The sequence below is a fragment of the Sporocytophaga myxococcoides genome, from assembly GCF_000775915.1.
Lineage (GTDB): Bacteria > Bacteroidota > Bacteroidia > Cytophagales > Cytophagaceae > Sporocytophaga > Sporocytophaga myxococcoides_A.
On the sequence record NZ_BBLT01000012.1, the window covers coordinates 127,182 to 146,990 of the forward strand.

Below are 19,809 nucleotides of genomic sequence, written 5' to 3' on the forward strand. Positions count from 1 at the left end.
TAGCATGAAAAACTTTTTTCTTTTTTTAACTTGTTTCACTCTTAGCACAAGTCTGTTTTCCCAAAATTGGCAATGGGCACATAACCCAGGAGGAACTTCTTTTGATCAAGGTGAAGCTGTTTATGTTGATGGAGCTGGTAACAGTTATGTTACCGGAGGTATAATCGGACCTGCAGAATTTGCCCCTTATTCCATAAGCCCTACTGGTGGGGGGCTCGATGCATTTATATGCAAATATGACCCTACAGGAAAAGTCGTGTGGGTAAAATCAGATTTAAGCCTTAGCGGAGGAGATGCCGGAACTGACGTTAAAGTTGATAATGATGGTAATATTTATGTAGCTGGCTATGGCTATGGTATTATTTTTTTAAATAAATACAAACCTGATGGAACATCTATATGGAAAGTCACAAAGAATATCACCACAACGTCAAAATATTATTTAGATATTGACGACCTAGGTAACGTTTATTTAACTGGTGACTTTTCTGGCACAATTGACTTTGGCTCTGGCCCTATTAAATCTTATGGTGGCATAGATTTTTTCATTGCAAAATTTGATCCTTCAGGAGTAAACAAATGGGTTAGATCAGGGGGAGGAATTTCTACTGATGGTTCAAGGGGGATATATACAGATAGAAATGGGAATAGCACAATTGTAGGATCTTTCTCGACAAACATTTCAATCGGAACTTACTCCTACACAAACGGAGGGGCTTTTCTGGCAAGGTACAACTCTGATGGGGAGTTGATCTGGGTAAATCGAATGACAACTTCTGGTGTAAATCCATTCGATCTGGACATAGATAACGATGGCAGCATTTATATAACCGGAAGATTAAGGAGCAACAAACCTGTGATATTTGGGGCTCTTTCTCCTGTAGTTCCTGTATCTGGTAATTTTGACTATTATAACGTATTTATAGCCAAATATTCAAGCTCAGGTTCGGCCATTTGGGTAAAGCAAGCAGGCAGTCCTGGCTGGTGGAGTGAAGGCAAAAAGGTTCGTGTAAATAAAACTAAAAACACAATAGTATTATTTGGCCACTTCTCAAAATCATTGGATTTTGACAATAATCAGGTCCTTTCAGGAGCTAACTATGATGATCTTTTTCTTGTAGAGTTTGACAACGCTGGCACTCTTTTATCTAAAACTTCTATGGGAGGTCCTGATTATGAAATTGCTTCTGGGCTGGACATTGATAATACCGGTAATATTTTTATATCAGGAACCTTGGATTACACATCCGGAGGACAAGGCAATCTTAATACGAAATTTGGCAATACCATTCTAACTAAAAATAGCCAAAACGATGATATATTTATAGCTAAATATGGTCCCGATATTCAGATACATACCGGAAATCCTGAACTAAACTTTTTCTGTTCCGGCCAAACATTCAATTTACCATTTACCAAGCAAGGTAAATTTAACAACGGAAATTCATTTCAAGTCCAACTATCTGATTCTTCCGGGAGTTTTTTATCGCCGACAATTGTAGGATCCATTGCAGATACATTAGCAGGAAGCATATCCGTAACAATACCTACAGAGATAAAAGCAGGTTATCAATACAGACTTCGCATTGTATCTACCACTCCTTCAATCACGGGAAGTGACAATGGAATTAATCTTCTGATTAACTATATAAAAGCTTGGAACTCCGGAGCAGTTTGCGTTAATACTCCTGCTCAGCTTTTTGCTTCACCGGCCCCCAACGCAGTTTACCACTGGTCGGGACCTAATTTATTTAGTTCTGATATCCAGAATCCAGTAATTCCTACTCCGGTTAAAGGAAATTATTTTTTGACAACAAAAGTTGATGGTTGTAATGACATTAATTCATTTGTCCCTATTACAGTAACTCCCATTCCTGTTGCAGAAATTACTAGCAATAACAGTCCGTTTATGTGCATACCCGGTCCAAACTTTGAGATGCAGGCTAACGAGATTGCGGGAGCAACTTATACATGGACTGGTCCATACAACTTCTCTGCGAGTGGTAGAGTTATTGCAAGACACTCGACATTTACTGAATATGCAGGCACATATACAGTAACTGTTTCGGTAAATGGTTGCAAAGCTTCTGCATCCGCCAACGTGTCCTATAGCTACAATCCTGATCCAGAAATAGTTCGGGAAGGCAATTACCTGATGTGTATATTATATACAAATGGCTCTTTTCAGTGGCATCGTGATGGTGTGCCTATAAATGGAGCTACCAGTAATACCTACTTTGCTACATCAAATGGAAATTATACAGTTTCCTTAATAAACACACAAGGATGTTATGGAATGTCAGCTCCTTTTTACTTTGAAGCTTCCAGTGCCCCTGAATGGGAATGGGTAAAACAAGGATATGGGGCATCAGGCTCAGGAACTACAGTAGAAGATGTCTTTAACTCTGTTACTGTCGATTCATTAGGCTATATCTATGCCGGAGGGTGTCATGGCCTTTCTATAAACTATGATTACTTATATTCTCCAGGATCATCCAGACGAACTGGAATTATTGTTAAATATGATGACCAAGGCCAGGCATTGTCTTTGATTCGGATGACAGGTGCTTACAATAATGTACTGGGTGTTAAAGTAGACAACAAGAATGATTTAATTGTTTTAGGATCATTTACTTCCAACACTACATTGGATACAATTAATTTAACTTCTAATACCACAGAAATATTTATTGCGAAATATAACTCAGCAGGGAAAATACAATGGGCGAAAAAATTAGGCTCCAACAACAACAGTTCTATAAAAATTGGAAAGAACGGTTCCATTTATTTTTCAGGCAATTTTACCTCTTCAGTAAATGTAGATGGAAAGATTGTTAATATAGGCCCTGCCATCATTAAATTAAACCCGAATGGTTCGCTTAACTGGGTTAGTCAACCTACCACAGGTACCTATTCTCTATTCAAATTCACCTTGACTCAAAACGAAAATATATGGCTCGTCGGAAATAACTCAGGAGCTGTACAATTTAATAATTTCACATTGAGTAATACTGGAAATTTCTTAGCTAACCTTGATTCTACAGGGACGATTTTGAGTATTTTTAATATTGGAACTGGTGGCGGAATTAATGATATAAACTTGGATAGCCAAGATAATGTATACTTAATAGGCAACATTAACAACTCTATAAAATTTGGAACAACGGCAATAACGGGCTATGGAGTTTTCTTAAGTAAGTTTAATGCATCAGGAAATCTATTGTGGGCAAAAAAAATTTTTTCAGCAGATAATGATGTTTCAGGTAGGCTACTAATAAATAATGATAATATATATATAATTGGCGGACTTTCCGGAACAATAGGATCATTTAAGATTCCTTGGCAACGAAAAGATAAGGATTTATATGTATCACAAATGAATGTAGATGGAGATTTCGTTTGGATTAAAACATGTGGTGGTAAAGGTTTGGACAGAGCAACAGATGCAACCTTTGACAGGTTTGGAAATCTTTATACAGTAGGTTTATTTAACGAATCCTTTAATTTCAGTTATAACAAAGATAATGTAATCAGTTACGGAGGATCTGATCCTTTTATAACTAAGATTAATAATGTGTTTCAGCAACGAATCATTACAGAAAGTTTACCTTCTCCGATTTGCGCAGGATCTACGCTAGATTTACACATTTTAAGTCAATACCTTGATCCTGCAAAAAGGTATACAGCCCAATTATCAGATAACCAAGGCAACTTTGCAAGACCAATTGAGATCGGAACCATGTCAAATACGTCGGACAATAAAATTAGCATTTCATTTCCGGATTCTTTAAATACTAACGGAGCAAGAAAGATACGGATAGGTTCAGATGATTTATCGTTAACAAGTTCTACTGAAACTGATGTCATTATAAAGAAACCTATGCTAACAATGCTTCCCTTCACAGGGGAATATTGCCAAGGATCTCTTATAAAGGTAACCTATACCACTGAATGTCTGCTGGATTCAAAGAATACATTCACTGCAGAACTATCAGATAAAAATGGAGACTTTTCGGATCCATTAATAATCGGCAATCTCAAGTCTGTGTACACAGGAAATATTATGGCAACCATACCACATGATTGCATAATAGGAACTGCATACAGGATTCGGGTTAAAGCCTCAAATCCAGATATAAAATCCCCTGACAACAACAGTGACCTTTCTATAAACCTCACTCCTGATTTAACAGTCATTCAGCCTGACACAATTTGCACAGGAAATGAAATTGATTTAACAAACTACTATAGTGATATTAAATCTACTAATGGAAATGTAACTTTCTGGAAGGACATTAATACATTAATTAAATCTAACAGAACCGTTTTGGAAAATGGAACATATTATGTATTAAAGACAACAGATAAAGGTTGTTCGGATAAAAAAAGTATCAATGTTGGTTTTCACCCTAAGCCTTTGATATATTCTACAGATGTTAAAGTATGCGAAGGTCAACTCGCAAACATAACCAAATCTTTGACTGACATAAACAATACTCCAGGGAGCATTTCTTACTGGTTAGATAAAGAAACCTCAGTACTCTTGGATAAACCAGAAGCTGCACCAGCTCCCGGAGTTTATTATATAAAAAAGGCAAGTAAGGAGAATTGTAAAGATATAACTTCTATAAACGTCATTTCACATCTCTACCCTGATCTTAAAACCACAGATCAGCTTATTTGCGGCGGAACAAAGGCCAGTTTAAGGAATGCATATATAGATCTTAACAATACAGAAGGGGGAGCTTCATATTGGAAGGATGCCGCTGGTACTATTCAAGTCATAGGATATGACGCCATCAAAGAACCCGGAACTTACTATATACGAAAAACAACAACCACCTCTTTATGCTCAAGCACAGCTCCTGTTCAAGTCAAATTTTATCAGACTCCTAATCTTGAGACTTTTGATATCGAGATTTGCTCAGGTGTTTCAACGGATTTAACAGCTGCTTATATTGATCGGAACGATATAGAAGGAAATGTTACCTATTGGAAAGATATAAATGCAAGTGTAACATTAAATGATCCTGAGTTTATAACTAAGGAGGGTATTTATTATATAAAGAAAACTGATACTTCAGGAGTTTGTTCTGATATCAAAGCTATTGAAGTCAATATGGTTGTCTGCACTGATGTAAAAGACAAAAAGACTATCTCAAAAGTTAATTTATATCCTGTTCCTTCATCTGGTACTGTCAATATAGAATTTCATGAAGGGTTAATTAAGAAAGACATTAATCTTAAGCTACTTAACTCAGTTGGCGAAACTTTAATAAATTATATTTTACCAACAGCACAGGGAACTCATGTGCTTGACTTAAAAAACATCAATGCTGGCACGTACATGCTTCATATAAGTGGCGATGATTACTATAATGTATCTGAAATAATACTACTTAAATAATCTTTTTTATCAGACGCAATTATAGTTACTCCATGAATATCCAAATCTTTCACCCTGGCTTTAGCTTGAGACCAAAGCCAGGGTGTTATTTTAATTTAGTATCACCATAAAAAACTAGCTTATAATTCTCCTAAATAAACCATTAACGAAACTACAGAATAACTACATGTACACACAGAATAATTCACTGAGTAAAATTTTCTTATTTTATTGTTAGCTAATGGTACATCTAGCAGATTGAATAATAGACATAATAAAGGATCTTTTAATAACATGCAAAACACTGACGACATTGATCTTATTCTAACAATGAATCCTCACGGATGGAGTACATGCTGGATCTTTATTGGCGGAAATTCTTATGAAGTAACAATCACACATGTATTTGGTGATCCTTATTATGATTTTATTAAAGCATTATCCAACCTGATCGAAGGTCAGGAAAGTGCTTCATTCTTTTGGTCCGGCGAACCTGGAGGGGAGAAATTTGAACTAAGAAGAATAAAAGAGAGGAAACATATGCTGCACGTTGAAGTACTAGGATTTAAAGAGACTTATGGAGAAAAGATAAAAGAGTTTACCCCCGCTGTAGAATTTGAAATACCGTTAAAAAGATTTGTAATCATTGCTTATCTGCAGTTAAAAAATCTTTCTTATTAATGAAAGATAGAAATTACAGTACCAACAGACAAAATGACTTTCCTTTTGACGAATTCATTAAGTTTGAAAAGATTGTTAAAGATTACCTATCGATGGACATATAAATGAAACTGATACAGAACCCCTCCTTAGCCCTATTTGCGTTATGCATTTTTCTGAGTTGCCACAGAAATACTGAAATTAAAGAGACAAACACTTCTCTAGTTCAAAATATAGATTCTATTAAGTATATGCTACAAGATTCTACTGCTAATAATATAGTACAAGACTCTACCTTTCTCCGGTTTAAAAACACACTAAGATTACCCCTGATCAAATCGGTGAAATACATATCCACACAGAATCATTTCGACCACATTTATCTTAAAGACAGTTCCTTTCAGGATAGCTTACTTAAATTTTTAAGATATTATAACAGAACTTATCAGAATATTGGGAAATATGAGACCTATTATGTGGATGTTTTATGCTTCCATGACAGCTCAGCAAGCCTCATATGCAATGGCGAAAATCTGCAATATGGATTGCTTCTTCTATATGATGAAGCTTCCAAAGAGGCTAACGTTTTGACCGTATCATATGGATTTCCTTTTGATTCTGAATATCATGAAATGTCATTTCAGATAAAAGATAGTGAAACAATTATACTTGAAATATCCGGTCAAACAGAGGGGGAAGAAGGAATGCCTGAAGATCTGGAAACTAGGAAAATAGTGATAAAAATCTCCAAAGATGGCTCAACAAAAACCAGTTACCCGACTGAATTTTAAAAACTTACCTACACAAAAAAAAACTGAGTTTATAATCCTGTTCAACACAGTCAGCAAAAGATCGTATATCATTAGGAATCAGAAAAATCATCTGAATATTCGATGAAGGGAGGGAAAATAAACCTGCTGATTATAAAACTTTACACTTTTACCAGATAAATTCTTGGGAACAAATTAAAAAAATAACTGTCTGGCAATTACCAATCGATAGACCATTGAGATTCATAACTATACTACCTATGTCTATACTCTGGAATAATATTTGCCCATGCTCAGCTGTTTTATAAGGACATGAATATTTCAATAATAATGAAGGCTTTAAAAGAAACTATCAGATGCTCATAAAATACCATATACATGTTATTGTAGTAAGCTGACTTTTTTATTAAATTAGTATACAACCTAATTAACAGAACATTTTTATCTCTATCCTATTTTTTTACACTAAAACATTATTTATCAATGGCTTCATCCGCAGAAAAGACTAGAAACAGATTAAAAAACATAGGTTCTTTTGATATCATAGAAAAGCTCAAAGAAAATCTGAACAAAAATTCAGATACAGAAAAGGATAGACTCCCGATTGAATTAAAGATTACTGAAGAAGGCACCACCGAAAGACGGAACTTTATCTATTCTGAAACAGGGAAAACACTTCCTCTGCTATATGGGGAGCACTCGTTTAATAATCTCAATACGCTGGAAGGCAACATTGAAAACTTTATTGGAATGTCTATGATTCCTACCGGAGTGATAGGTCCTTTAAGGGTAACCGGCACTGATGATAACGGCGACTTTTATATTCCTCTGGCAACCAGCGAAGGAGCACTTGTAGCATCCTATCATCGTGGAGCAAAGGCTTGCTATCTGGCAGGGGGAGCTACATCGATCTGTCTTGTAGAAGGTGTCCAGAGAAGTCCGGTGTTTAAGTTCAACACTATTGTCGAGCTGGGATCATTCCTTTCATGGGTCCTTCCTCTGACAGATCATTTCAGACACATCACTGAAAACACCAGTCGATATGCGAAGCTGATAGACCTGAAAGCAAATATTGAAGGCAATCATCTTATACTCATATTTGAATATTCTACAGGCGATGCAGCAGGACAGAACATGGTGACCTTATGCACCGATGAAATCTGTCAATACATCCTTGAACATGCTCCTGTAAAACCGGAGTTCTGGTTCATTGAAAGTAATTATTCCGGAGATAAAAAGGCTACTGCCTACTCCTTCAGCAATGTAAGGGGCAAGAAGGTTACAGCTGAAATAATTCTTCCGGAATCCATAATTACCAGCGTGCTTAAAACAACTGCAAGAGCAATGGCTGAGTACTGGAGGACATCAACTGTAGGAGTGATACAAAGCGGCGCTATAGGAGCTCAGGGACACATCGCCAATGGTCTTACAGCTTTGTTCATTGCCACTGGTCAAGACGTGGCCTGCATTTCTGAAGCAGCTGTCGGAATCACCAGGATGGAAGAAAAAGAAGATGGCGCTCTCTACGCATCCGTTACTTTACCCAATCTCATTGTAGGCACAGTAGGTGGTGGAACAGCGCTGCCTACTCAGAAAGAATGTCTTGAACTAATGGATTGTGCCGGTGAAGGGAAAGCCAGAAAATTTGCAGAGATATGCGGAGCTGTTGTGCTTGCAGGAGAGCTGTCAATTGCAGCAGCATTATCCTCAGGTCATTTTACAGGCGCTCATAAAAAGTTGGGGAGGAAAAAGGTAAAATCATAACATCAATCCGATTGATGCCATCGCTTTAAGCGATGGCATCAATTTAAAGATTCAGGGTGCTTTTTTAACACAATGGCAACAACACAATTAAACGAATTCAGCAAGGCGACAGAAAACAATTCCAGCTTTCTGAAAAGGTCTTATATATATCAGAAAGAAAGATTTCCAATTGCGGGTCATGGGCTACTTATCACTGCTTTCAGCTTTTCTGCAATTTCCTATTCCCGCATCTGCAGAGGACTTACAGACTTCGTATCCATGGACATTTTCCTTCCAGGAGTATTCATAACAATAAGTCTTTTCCTTCTACTAAGAATCTCTGACGAATTTAAAGATGCTGATGATGATGCGAAATTCAGAAGACATCTTCCCGTACCGAGAGGACTTATCACTTTTCGTGAACTAAAAATCACGGCCATAGCGGCCTTCATTTCACAGTTATTTGTAATGGCCTTTTGTTTTCCTGCTATGTGGAGTATTTATACAATAGTTATAATCTATCTGCTCCTGATGGGAAAAGAATTTTTCATTGCAGAGTGGCTGAAAAAACATCAGCTATGGTATGTCATCTCACACATGCTGATAGTGCCTCTCATAGACGTTTTCGCAAGCGGACTGGATTGGAAACTCGCTGGTGCAAATCCACCTGCAGGTCTTATATTCTTTTTTACAGTTTCTTTTATGAATGGTATTGTTCTGGAAATCGGTCGCAAAATTAGACCTGCTGAAGAAGAACAGAAAGGAGTGCTCACCTATTCATCAATGCTCGGTCCCACAAGAGCGACAGTTTTATGGATAGCAGCTCTTTCAGCAACACTAATCCTGAGCTTGCTCGCGGCTTCGTATGCGAATCTCGGCACTACTCCTATTTACCTGCTTATCATCTTTTTTATACTATCTTCTTTTCCTGCTATTCTTTTTATCAAAAATAAAAATAAGAAGCTGGCAAAAACTATTGAAATCACAAGTGGATTATGGACCATAGCAATGTATCTTACGTTGGGCGGAATTCCAATGCTCAGAGAGATCCTGTAACTCAGCAAGAGATGTTCATCATCAGACACGATCAGCAGGAACTTATCGGCCGGTATACAATCGGAGGCAAAGCTGAAAATCTTTTCAGGATGAAAGCCAGCGGATTTAATGTTCCTGACTGGGTAGTAATTCCTGATGAAACCTTGAGTACTACTTTATTCAACCAAACAGTTGTTGATGATTCAAGGCTTAACACATTTGCGGCTACTATTGTAGATCAGTTGAGCGGCACAGAATATTTTGCTGTAAGATCTTCGGCAATTGGTGAAGATGGAGCAGATTATTCCTTTGCAGGAATGTTCGAAAGTTTCTTATATGTTCCATCAAGTTTATTAGGAGAATATATCATCAAAGTATACCAGACAGCAAAATCTGAGAGGCTAAAAAGTTATTGCCAGGCCAACAATATCCATTATTCTGGAAAGATCGCTGTAATCGTTCAACAGATGATTGGTGCTGAAGTGGCTGGGGTTGCCTTTGGCATTAATCCAATTGACGGTGACCATACAACAAAAGTTATCAATGCAGTGTATGGTCTCGGAGAAGGTTTAGTATCGGGGGAACTTAATGCTGACACCTATTTTGTTAAAGAGCACAATAACTCATCAGTACTGGCTGAGAAAACCAACAAAAAGGTATTTGATGGAATGAAAGGAAAGGGTATTGTTTCAGCACCGCTGAGTCTTGAAGAACTAAACAACCCCACTCTGAATGAAAACAATATCAAAGAAATAAGTGCAGCCCTAACCCGACTGGAAAAGGAACTTGGAAAAACTCAGGATATTGAATTTGCCTATTCACAAAATCAATTATATCTGCTGCAGACAAGACCTGTTACAAAAACAAAAAAAAATGAAGTAAAAAAAGACAATTACATTCTCTGGGACAACAGCAATATAATTGAATCTTATCCTGGCGTTACCACTCCACTTACCTTCTCATTCATCAGCAAATCATACGAGGGTGCTTATAGGTTGTTTGCAGAGTTCCTGGGAGTTGACATAAAGATCATCAATGAACATGAAAGCGTATTTGCCAATACGCTTGGACTTATTAACGGCCGTGTATATTACAATCTGAAGTCATGGTACCATATGCTGGCTTTGCTTCCTGGATATAGTATCAATGCAAGATTTATGGAAAAGATGATGGGCGTCAAGGAACGTTTTGACATTCCTGAGTCTTATCAATTATCCAGGACCACTGCATGGTGGAGGATTATTAAAATGGCATCACAGATGTATGGCAGATATTTATCGCTTCCTAAGAGGAGAAAGCAATTTGTACAACTTGTAAATGAAACCATTGCAACTTATAAACAGATGAATTATGACTCCATGAGCTCTTATCAGCTGATGCAAGCATATATTAAGTTTGAGAAAACACTTCTGAACGAATGGAAAGCACCATTACTGAATGATTTTTTTGCAATGATCTGGTTCGGTATGCTTCAGAAGCAATGTACCCAATACAAGATCAGCAGCAATCCTAACATTCATAATGATCTGTTATGTGGCAGCAGTGATATTATTTCCGTACAACCTATACATAGAAGCATACAGATCGCTACCATTATTTCTGCTGATCCGAAACTGAAAGAACTATTTGCCGCATCCTCCCCTTCCGAGATATGGCAAATCATTTCAACGAATTCAGAAGAAAATTTACAGAAACTAAAACTTGAAATAGATCAATATATAGATGATTTCGGAGAAAGATGCATTGGCGAACTAAAGCTCGAAAGTATCTCCTATACTCAGGATCCTACAGGATTCATAAGGCTTCTGAAAAGTTATATTGAATCCGCTATTACAGCTGAAAGTATTTCAGGCAAGACAGAAGAGTTGATCAGAAAAAAAGCTGAGGAAGAGCTCAATAAGAGTATTCACAATAGTTTCTTCAAAAAATACCGTATCAGAAAAACCCTTAAAAAAGCCAGGGATTTGGTCAGCGCAAGAGAAAACCTGCGTTATGAAAGAACAAGAGCTTTCGGAGTGGTAAGAGAAATTTTCACACATATAGGAAAACGATTTTATTCCGACAACATCATAGAATCTACTCGTGATATTTTCTATTTAACCAAAGAAGAAATTTTTGCATATATAGAAGGAAGATCTGTATCTTCTGATCTGAAATCATTAATACGCCTGAGAAAATGCGAATATGAAAAATACAGCAATAGCCCCGTTCCTTCTGAAAGGTTTGCTACTTATGGGGCTGTATATCATTCCAACGATTTCTTCAGTACTGCAAAATCAGAGCCTCTGTCCGGAGCCCTCAAAGGTATCGGCTGTTGTCCGGGAAGAGTAAAAGCCAAAGTGAGAGTAATATCTCAACCAGATGAGTTGTCTTCCCTTGAAGGAGACATACTGGTTACTTCCAGCACAGATCCTGGATGGGTTACCTTATTCCCCTCTGCATCAGGAATAATCGTAGAACGAGGAAGCCTTCTAAGTCATTCTGCAATCGTATCAAGAGAAATGGGGAAACCCTGTATTGTAAGCGTATCCGGACTTATGAAAACATTAAAAACAGGAGATGTTGTGGAAATGGACGGAAGTACAGGCGAGATCAGTATTATCAGAAAAGTGTCATGAAAGCCCGAATTAGCGAAGAAGTTCCTTTTGATTTCATCCGTTATGCCAACTGCTGGGAAGATGCAGAGGTATTGCTGAAAGGCTTATCCCCTATACCAGGCGCGAGAATTTTATCCGTAGCATCCGGAGGTGATAACAGCTTCTCATTACTTTCGACGAATCCTTCTCTAGTAGTTGCCGCCGATATTAACAAAACACAGTTGTTTCTCACTGAGCTAAAAAAAGTATCCATTCAATATCTTTCCTACGATAATCTCCTTGAGTTTCTTGGATTCGCAGAGAGCAACAAACGTATCCAGATGTTTAATGACATAAAAGGACTTATGAGCTCTGATGCACAAAAGTACTGGTCATCTCATCTTGAAGAGATAAACAAAGGGATCATCAACAGAGGTAAGTTTGAAAGGTATTTTCAACTCTTCAGTAAATGGATACTTCCCCTTATTCACTATTCTTCTGCAACAGAAGAATTACTGAGGATAAAACCTGAAGAAGAGCAAAAGGAATATTACAGAAATCATTGGAACTCCTGGAGATGGAAGCTACTGTTCAAACTATTTTTCAGTCGGGCTGTAATGGGAAAAATGGGAAGAGACCCACAATTTTTCTCTGAAGTAAAAGTCCCCGTAAGTACTTACATTTTCCTGAAAGCAGAAAAACACCTGCAAAGTAAAGATGCTCAGGACAATCAGATATTGAGGTATAATTTGACAGGAAATTTTGGCACTTTATTACCGAATTATCTTCTCCCTGAAAATATTCACTCGATCAAAAGCAATATCGAACGATTGGTAATAAGAGAAGGATATGTACATGAGGTTGCAAAAAATTTCAAAGCTTTTCATTGCATGAACCTTTCCAATATCTTCGAATACCTAAGTAATAAAGAATATACAGAAACAGTCTCCATGTTGCTGGAGACATCAGAAAAAGGATGCAAGATGGGTTATTGGAACCTGATGGTACCAAGAAGGATCTCCGGAACGTTTCCCCAAAAGGTTTCGTATCAGAAAGAGCTGTCTCAGTTATTGTCACAGTCTGATAAAGGTTTTTTTTATAATCAGTTTATCATAGATGTAGTTGTATGAAATCAGAAATCATGGATGTAATGATTCTTGCGGGCTCTATAATAGGGATTTTTGCGCTTTCCGAAATTCTTTACCATTTCCTTAAGGTTCGTACGGAGTATACAAGAAAATTTGTTCATATATCTACAGGCATAGTTACACTTCTTTTTCCGGTTATGCTGGGCAGTCATTGGCTTGTACTAATGCTCTGCTTTAGCTTCGGGGTGTTATTGATTATCTCACTGCGATTAAACTTTCTACCTTCTGTAAATGCAATAAAAAGAAAGTCTGTCGGAAGTATTGCATACCCTGTAGCTGTTTATGGAAGTTATCTCATTTATGAGTACTTCAATCAGAATATCTATTATTATCTTCCTATACTTATTCTGGCAGTGTGTGATCCTATTGCAGCGCTTACAGGAAAGAGGTGGCCGCTTGGTCAGTATAAAGCAGGAGAAGAGTATAAAACCATAATGGGATCTTCAATGTTTTGCTTTTCGGCCATAATAGTTACAATCACAGTTTTTTCTGTCCTGAACTTTGAACTAAACTACATTTATCTATTCACTATAGCCATAGTTGCTGCAATTGCAGAGGGCTTAAGCCAAAAGGGTTTTGACAATATCACTATCCCCCTCTCTGTAATCTGCAGTATGATTATAATTGATTATTTGTTTTAATACTTTTTGTTTCATGAATATAATCAGATGTAGGCCAAATGATAAGGATTTCAGATACTTCAATGAAATACTGAGTTATATATATGCTCCAGGGAACATTCGTTTCCAACAGCAGGAAAATATCAACCATGAATTCCTTCATAGCTGCCTCATTGTGTTATTGAATCAAAAGCCAGTTGGGAGACTTGCTGTTTATAAAAACCCTAACCTTACGTACAAAGGTCATCCTGCTGCATGCATAGGTAATTATGAATGTATAGATGACCATGCAATTGCTGTATATCTTCTGCAGGAAGCAGAAAAGGAAGTTGGTTCTTTTAATGTTAAATATATTATCGGCCCTATGAATGGCACTACCTGGGACAACTATAGATTCAGCACGCATCACCATTATCAGAATTTTCTTCTTGAGCCTTACCATCCATTGTACTACAACCAACAGTTTCAGAACAATGGCTATTCTGTTATATCAACCTATTCGTCTAGTATAGATACTACTGCAGATTACAACCTTTCTGAAGTTGTGAAAAGAGAAAAAGAACTTATAAGTTCAGGTGTAACAATCAGGAGTATCAAAACAGATGATCTGGAAAATGAGCTTAGATTACTGTATCCGTTTATTTCAAAAGAGTTCAGTAATAATTTTCTATTCACCCCTATTAGTTGGGAATCTTTCAGAGATAAATACATACAGGCAAAAAACATCATAAACCCCGACTATGTATTGATAGCTGAAAATTCTCAAAACGAAATGATAGGCTTCATCTTCAGTTATCAGGACCTCTTTAACACCTATGAAAAAAGTCTGATCGTTAAAACAGTGGCAAGAAATGGGGCACATAAATGGATCGGGCTTGGGAAGGTCCTTGGCAATAATGTTGTAAGTCTTGCCAGAAGCAGAGGGTTCACGAGCGTTGTTCATGCTTTTATGATAGAAGATGCTTCATCTACCGGTCTATCCAATACCTTCTCAGGAAAGGTATATAAGAACTACAATCTTTACGGAAAAAAGCTTTGATTTAAAAACAGATGGAACCATCGCAAAACATCATTCAACTATTTCTATCTGCTGCTGAGGCTCATCCGGACAAAACTGCCATAATTGAGAAAGGCAGGTTAATCACATTTAAAGAATTAAAACAAGACGTATTTCAAACCTCTTCCTATTTCAGATCAAAGGGGCTTAGTAAAGGAGACCGAGTTCTCGTTTTTGTTCCTATGAGTATAGAGCTATACAGAATTGTGCTTGCTCTTTTTAATATAGGTGCAACAGCAGTTTTTCTGGATGAATGGGTCAACAGAAAAAGGATGGAGGAATGTTGTAGAATTGCTGATTGCAAAGGATTCATCGGGACATTTAAAGCCCGTGCTCTGGCTATCTTTTCTACAGAGCTGAGAAAAATTCCTGTAAAAATGGGTATCAATTATAAAAGAACTGCAACTCATCTGCAATCACATACTGAAGTAGTAAAGCAAAATGACACTGCACTCATTACCTTTACAACCGGGAGCACAGGGACTCCTAAAGCGGCCAAGAGAACACATCAGTTTTTATCTGCTCAATTTAAAGCGCTCACAGAAACCATACATCCTTCACCAGATGATATCGGAATGCCCGCTTTACCCATTGTTCTGCTTATAAATCTTGGGGCAGGATGTACTTCTGTTATACCCGATTTTAAAGCCACCAAACCCGACAAACTTAAACCCGAAAAAGTAATCCATCAACTACAAATCAATAAGGTCACGCGTATAGAGGCATCGCCCTATTTTATCAAAAGGATTGCTGAATATTGTCTTGATAACAATATCAGGCTTTTACATTTAAAAAAAGTATTTGCAGGAGGAGCTCCGGTTTTCCCTTCTGAAGCTGAATCATACAACAAAGCATTTTCAAGCGCAGAGATCAAAATAGTTTACGGATCCACTGAAGCTGAACCCGTAAGTAGTATAGAAGTCAAAGAGCTACTTTCGAAACAAGAAACACAGAATGGTTTGTGTGTGGGCACACCTTACAGGTTGGCAGATGTTAAAATCATCAAGTTATCAGATCAACCTATTTATTGTCCTAACGAAGAAGCCTTTAAGCAACAACTGTTACCACCAATGAAGATTGGCGAAATCATTGTTAGCGGTCCACATGTGCTGACGGAGTACTTTAATAACGATGAAACTTTAAAGAGAAATAAAATATTTGTCAACGGCACATGTTATCACCGGACCGGAGATAGCGGATACCTAAATGATGATGGAGTTTTATTTCTTACAGGAAGAGAGAATACATTAATTCATTCAGAAGGTAAAATAATAAGTCCTTTTATTTATGAAAATATACTACAACAAATTGAAGGGGTTGAATCAGGTACTGTTATTTGTTCAGAAGACAACATCATTCATCTTATTATTGAAAAAAAGTCAAATGCTTCAGAAGATACGATCCGAACAAAAATTCCCTCTACAGCGCTTCAATATCAGAAACTTTCATTTGTAAAAAAGATTCCGAGAGATCTGAGGCACAACTCAAAAATTGACTATGAAAGGTTGAGAAAGAATTTAGAACAAGGATAACAAACTAATGGTGTAATTATATCTGCATTCTTTTGACAATAATTAAGACAGACAATATAGAGGCTTCGACTAAGCCCGAGCATAAAAGATAGCTTTTGAGTATATTTGTCCATACAAAATCTTATGGTTACAATAATTTATTCATCTTGATCTTCTAGATTTTTGGCTTTATATTTTATGATTAAACTTTTTTCAAAATTAATTATCACCCTTATGCTTAGTCTCTCTTCTTTCCAACTCCAGGCTCAATCATCCTGTGATACAACCACAAAGGGAGATTGGAAAGTTATACGTTGCAAAAGACAAGGAGCAACAATAGTAACTTCAGTTTATAAAGACAGAGGCCCAGTGCAAAAAGTTTATTGGGATGCAAATGGAAATTTAGAATCAGAAGAGTATACTTTCGTCAATATAAATATGATCACCTATTCATGGAAAGCTTCTTATTATACTGATGGACAATTAAAAGAAGAAAGCTATTTCCTATTTCCCCAAGTGGAATGGCACCCAAATGGTAATTTGAGAAGCTTAAAGCATCTATCTATATATGAACTAAACTGGACACAGGATGGCAAATCTTATTCTCCCAAAATCTATCGAAGAGACACATTGGGAGTTCCTAAAGACACTGCTCAGGACAAGTATTGGATTGAGGATATATATACACGTTTTAATAATCCTAAAAATAAAACCCTAAAAATTTCACAAAACAAAACAAATGGCTATCATGCCAGCTACTATGACAATAAGCAGGTTAAATTTGAAACTGTAATTAAAAATGGCAGACCCGATTCATACTTCAAAGCCTACTACCCTAATGGTCAATTAGCTATTGAATGGACATTAAAAGATGGAGTCCCTGACGGAAAATACGCCTGGTATGAGGTAAATGGCAAAGTTAAAAGATCTGGTTTTTTTAAAATGGGTGTACCTTCAGGAATCTGGAAAGCATATAATGAAAATGGAATCATTGATAGCGAATTTGAATATGACAATTCTTTTCCTAAAAACGACAAATTTACTTTTAAAAAAACTTATGATAAAGATGGAAAACTCAATATGCATCTTGTATATAAAAATGGATTACTTAACGGCCACCAAAGAAACTACTATCCCAATGGCACAATAAGTTATGAAGTTGAAAAAATAGAAGGCAAAGAGGAAGGAGTATGTAAAAAATATTATGGAAATGGTTCACTTCAAGAACAATCCTATTATGAAAAAGGAAAACTGGAAGGTCCTTTGGAGACCTGGCATGATAATAACCAAAAGGCTTCCATAACCCACTATAAAAACAACAAAAAACACGGAGAAAAGAAAAACTGGTACAAGAATGGCCAACTTCGCATAAGTGGTTACTATTTCTTCGACACAGAAAATGGAATATGGCAGTTTTTTGACACTACAGGAAAACTAACAGAAGAGAGATACTACGAACAAGGTAACAGAAAACAAGGTCCTAAGGATGTTCCGTGTTTCTGTTCCGACCAGCCAGGCAATATGGTCTCTGGCCCATTGTTATCGGAGAAGCTTGATTCGGTTCAACTTATAAAGTTTGAATTTAAATTTCATGAATCCATCAGCAGCTACCTAAGCAAGTTGCATTATCGAGGAGAATCCCCTGGATTTGCACAACGTGGTGGACCACCTTCAGACTTCCTCAACTTCGCAACAAACAAGCATTTGGAAGTTGGGATTCCTGACAAAGATGGAATAAAACTTATTTTAAATCCTTGTTTAAATAAAGGCGAACTTAGTCTCTTAAAAATTTCTTATGTTAAAAACAAGGCCAATCCAGATCTTTCCGAAGCCACTCTGCTGATTCCGATGCTTGCTTTTAAATTTGACAGAAACATTTTAAAGCCAGAGATACAAGACCTGGACTGCAAAGCATACTTTAGAGTTGAATCACTTCACTATAGTAAAAGCGGAATTGATTTCAGGAATGCCGAGGCTGTGTGCTTTCCTAAATCTCAAATAGGAGTATCCAAACTAAACCTCAAGTTAGTAGATTTTAAACCATTAATCTACAGCTCAGAAAAACAACTCAACGAATACCAGCATGCTGTTAATCTATATAAGAATCTTAATCCTGATCTGTTAAAACAAAAAAACTTTGTGGGCTTGACACAAGGGGCCGGCAACATTCAATTTACAATGCAGGATATTGAGTTAGATGTTCAGGTGAAAGATGTTATAGCAGGAAAGACTTTCGTTGCAGGAACTCTTGTCATTGAAAATGTATCCAAAAACGGCAACAAACTAACAATATCTAACTCCGGGAAAGACATCAATACAACCCTTAATTTCATTAAAGAATATTTTCGTAACAATAGTATGGCTGTAGATATAACAGAGGATTTCAACTCAAAAAAACTTACTATAAAATTCCTATATAAGCGACCATAGACTAAGCCTATATAATCTTGCAAGCGCATGCTATACAGCTTGCGCTTTTTTTATAAATAGGATTTGCTAATAAGTCCCGATTGACTAACATAGTAATTTTATTCCCTACATTCTTTTAGAAAAAAGATCTCTCGCCCTTTCTGGTATGTTTTCCATCAGGAAAAAGAAATGACTATATTAGCATTATAAATACGAGAAAGATAATTCTCGGATATTTTTATAGTACGGAACATGTCAGAGAAGAACAGACAACAACAAGCGAAGCTGCTGAGAATTTTCAGAAAAATACATCGTGTTACTGGTGCACTCTTATTTATATTTTTCTTTTTTATATCTATATCCGGATTGCTATTAGCCTGGAAAAAAAACAGCAATGGGCTACTTCTTGCAAAGTCTTATAAGGGGACATCAACTGACTTAAAAGATTGGCTTTCAATAGACAGCCTTCATAAACATGCCTGCCAGATATTACATGATTCAATTTCAGCTGACTTATCTACTGAGCTTGAGCGCATAGACATCAGAAAGGACAAGGGAATGGTGAAATTCGTATTTGCAGACCAATTCTGGGGAATTCAACTGGACGGCGCTACAGGCAAACTTTTACATATAGAAAGAAGGCGTGCCGATTTTATAGAGAAAGTTCATGATGGATCAATAATAGATTATTATACAGGACTAAGTAATAACGAATTCAAACTTATTTACTCCACTATTATGGGATTGGCTCTTCTGGCATTTACAATAACAGGGTTCTGGCTCTGGTACGGCCCGATACAAATGAGAAGATCCAATCAGGGTGATACCAGCGCCTATGTCCGGAAAAAATCTTTGACCAAAACTTGAGTGGTAAGACTTTTACACTAAGCCACT

At 36.9% G+C, this 19,809-nt stretch carries 12 protein-coding genes; all 12 read left to right on the top strand.

Going from position 1 to position 19,809, the window contains the following annotated elements:
- Nucleotides 1-4: 4 nt before the first annotated feature.
- Nucleotides 5-5,407 (top strand): T9SS type A sorting domain-containing protein, encoded by a 5,403-nt coding sequence (locus tag MYP_RS22235; protein ID WP_045468632.1) that lies wholly within the window; start codon nt 5-7, stop codon nt 5,405-5,407.
- A gap of 273 nt (nt 5,408-5,680) precedes the next feature.
- Nucleotides 5,681-6,067, top strand: coding sequence for a hypothetical protein (locus MYP_RS22240; RefSeq protein WP_045468635.1), 387 nt, complete (start codon nt 5,681-5,683; stop codon nt 6,065-6,067).
- Between the two features lie 230 nt (nt 6,068-6,297).
- A complete protein-coding gene (locus MYP_RS22245) occupies nt 6,298-6,837 on the top strand; it encodes a hypothetical protein (protein WP_156140791.1) in 540 nt (179 codons plus the stop codon).
- 462 nt (nt 6,838-7,299) lie between these two features.
- Nucleotides 7,300-8,580: a hydroxymethylglutaryl-CoA reductase gene (locus MYP_RS22250; protein WP_045468641.1), complete on the top strand. Its 1,281-nt coding sequence runs from the start codon at nt 7,300-7,302 to the stop codon at nt 8,578-8,580.
- 72 nt (nt 8,581-8,652) lie between these two features.
- A complete protein-coding gene (locus MYP_RS22255) occupies nt 8,653-9,615 on the top strand; it encodes a UbiA family prenyltransferase (RefSeq protein ID WP_045468644.1) in 963 nt (320 codons plus the stop codon).
- Nucleotides 9,555-12,212 (top strand): PEP/pyruvate-binding domain-containing protein, encoded by a 2,658-nt coding sequence (locus MYP_RS22260; protein ID WP_231570083.1) that lies wholly within the window; start codon nt 9,555-9,557, stop codon nt 12,210-12,212. The genes MYP_RS22255 and MYP_RS22260 overlap by 61 nt, the downstream gene beginning before the upstream one ends.
- Nucleotides 12,209-13,300 carry a DUF3419 family protein gene (locus MYP_RS22265; RefSeq protein ID WP_045468650.1) on the top strand — a complete coding sequence of 364 codons (1,092 nt, stop codon included), beginning with the start codon at nt 12,209-12,211 and terminating at the stop codon, nt 13,298-13,300. Before MYP_RS22260 ends, MYP_RS22265 begins: the two co-directional genes overlap by 4 nt.
- Nucleotides 13,297-13,959 (top strand): hypothetical protein, encoded by a 663-nt coding sequence (locus MYP_RS22270; RefSeq protein WP_045468653.1) that lies wholly within the window; start codon nt 13,297-13,299, stop codon nt 13,957-13,959. Before MYP_RS22265 ends, MYP_RS22270 begins: the two co-directional genes overlap by 4 nt.
- A 13-nt stretch (nt 13,960-13,972) precedes the next feature.
- Nucleotides 13,973-14,977 carry a hypothetical protein gene (locus MYP_RS22275; protein ID WP_156140792.1) on the top strand — a complete coding sequence of 335 codons (1,005 nt, stop codon included), beginning with the start codon at nt 13,973-13,975 and terminating at the stop codon, nt 14,975-14,977.
- A gap of 11 nt (nt 14,978-14,988) precedes the next feature.
- Entirely contained in the window at nt 14,989-16,527 is a 1,539-nt protein-coding gene (locus MYP_RS22280) for an AMP-binding protein (RefSeq protein WP_045468658.1), read from the top strand.
- 177 nt (nt 16,528-16,704) lie between these two features.
- The gene (locus MYP_RS22285) at nt 16,705-18,936 is read left to right on the top strand and encodes a toxin-antitoxin system YwqK family antitoxin (RefSeq protein ID WP_045468661.1); all 2,232 of its coding nucleotides are present in this window, start codon (nt 16,705-16,707) and stop codon (nt 18,934-18,936) included.
- A 231-nt stretch (nt 18,937-19,167) separates the two neighbouring features.
- Complete coding sequence (locus tag MYP_RS22290) at nt 19,168-19,782, top strand: PepSY domain-containing protein (RefSeq protein WP_045468664.1); 615 nt, start codon at nt 19,168-19,170, stop codon at nt 19,780-19,782.
- Nucleotides 19,783-19,809: the final 27 nt, after the last annotated feature.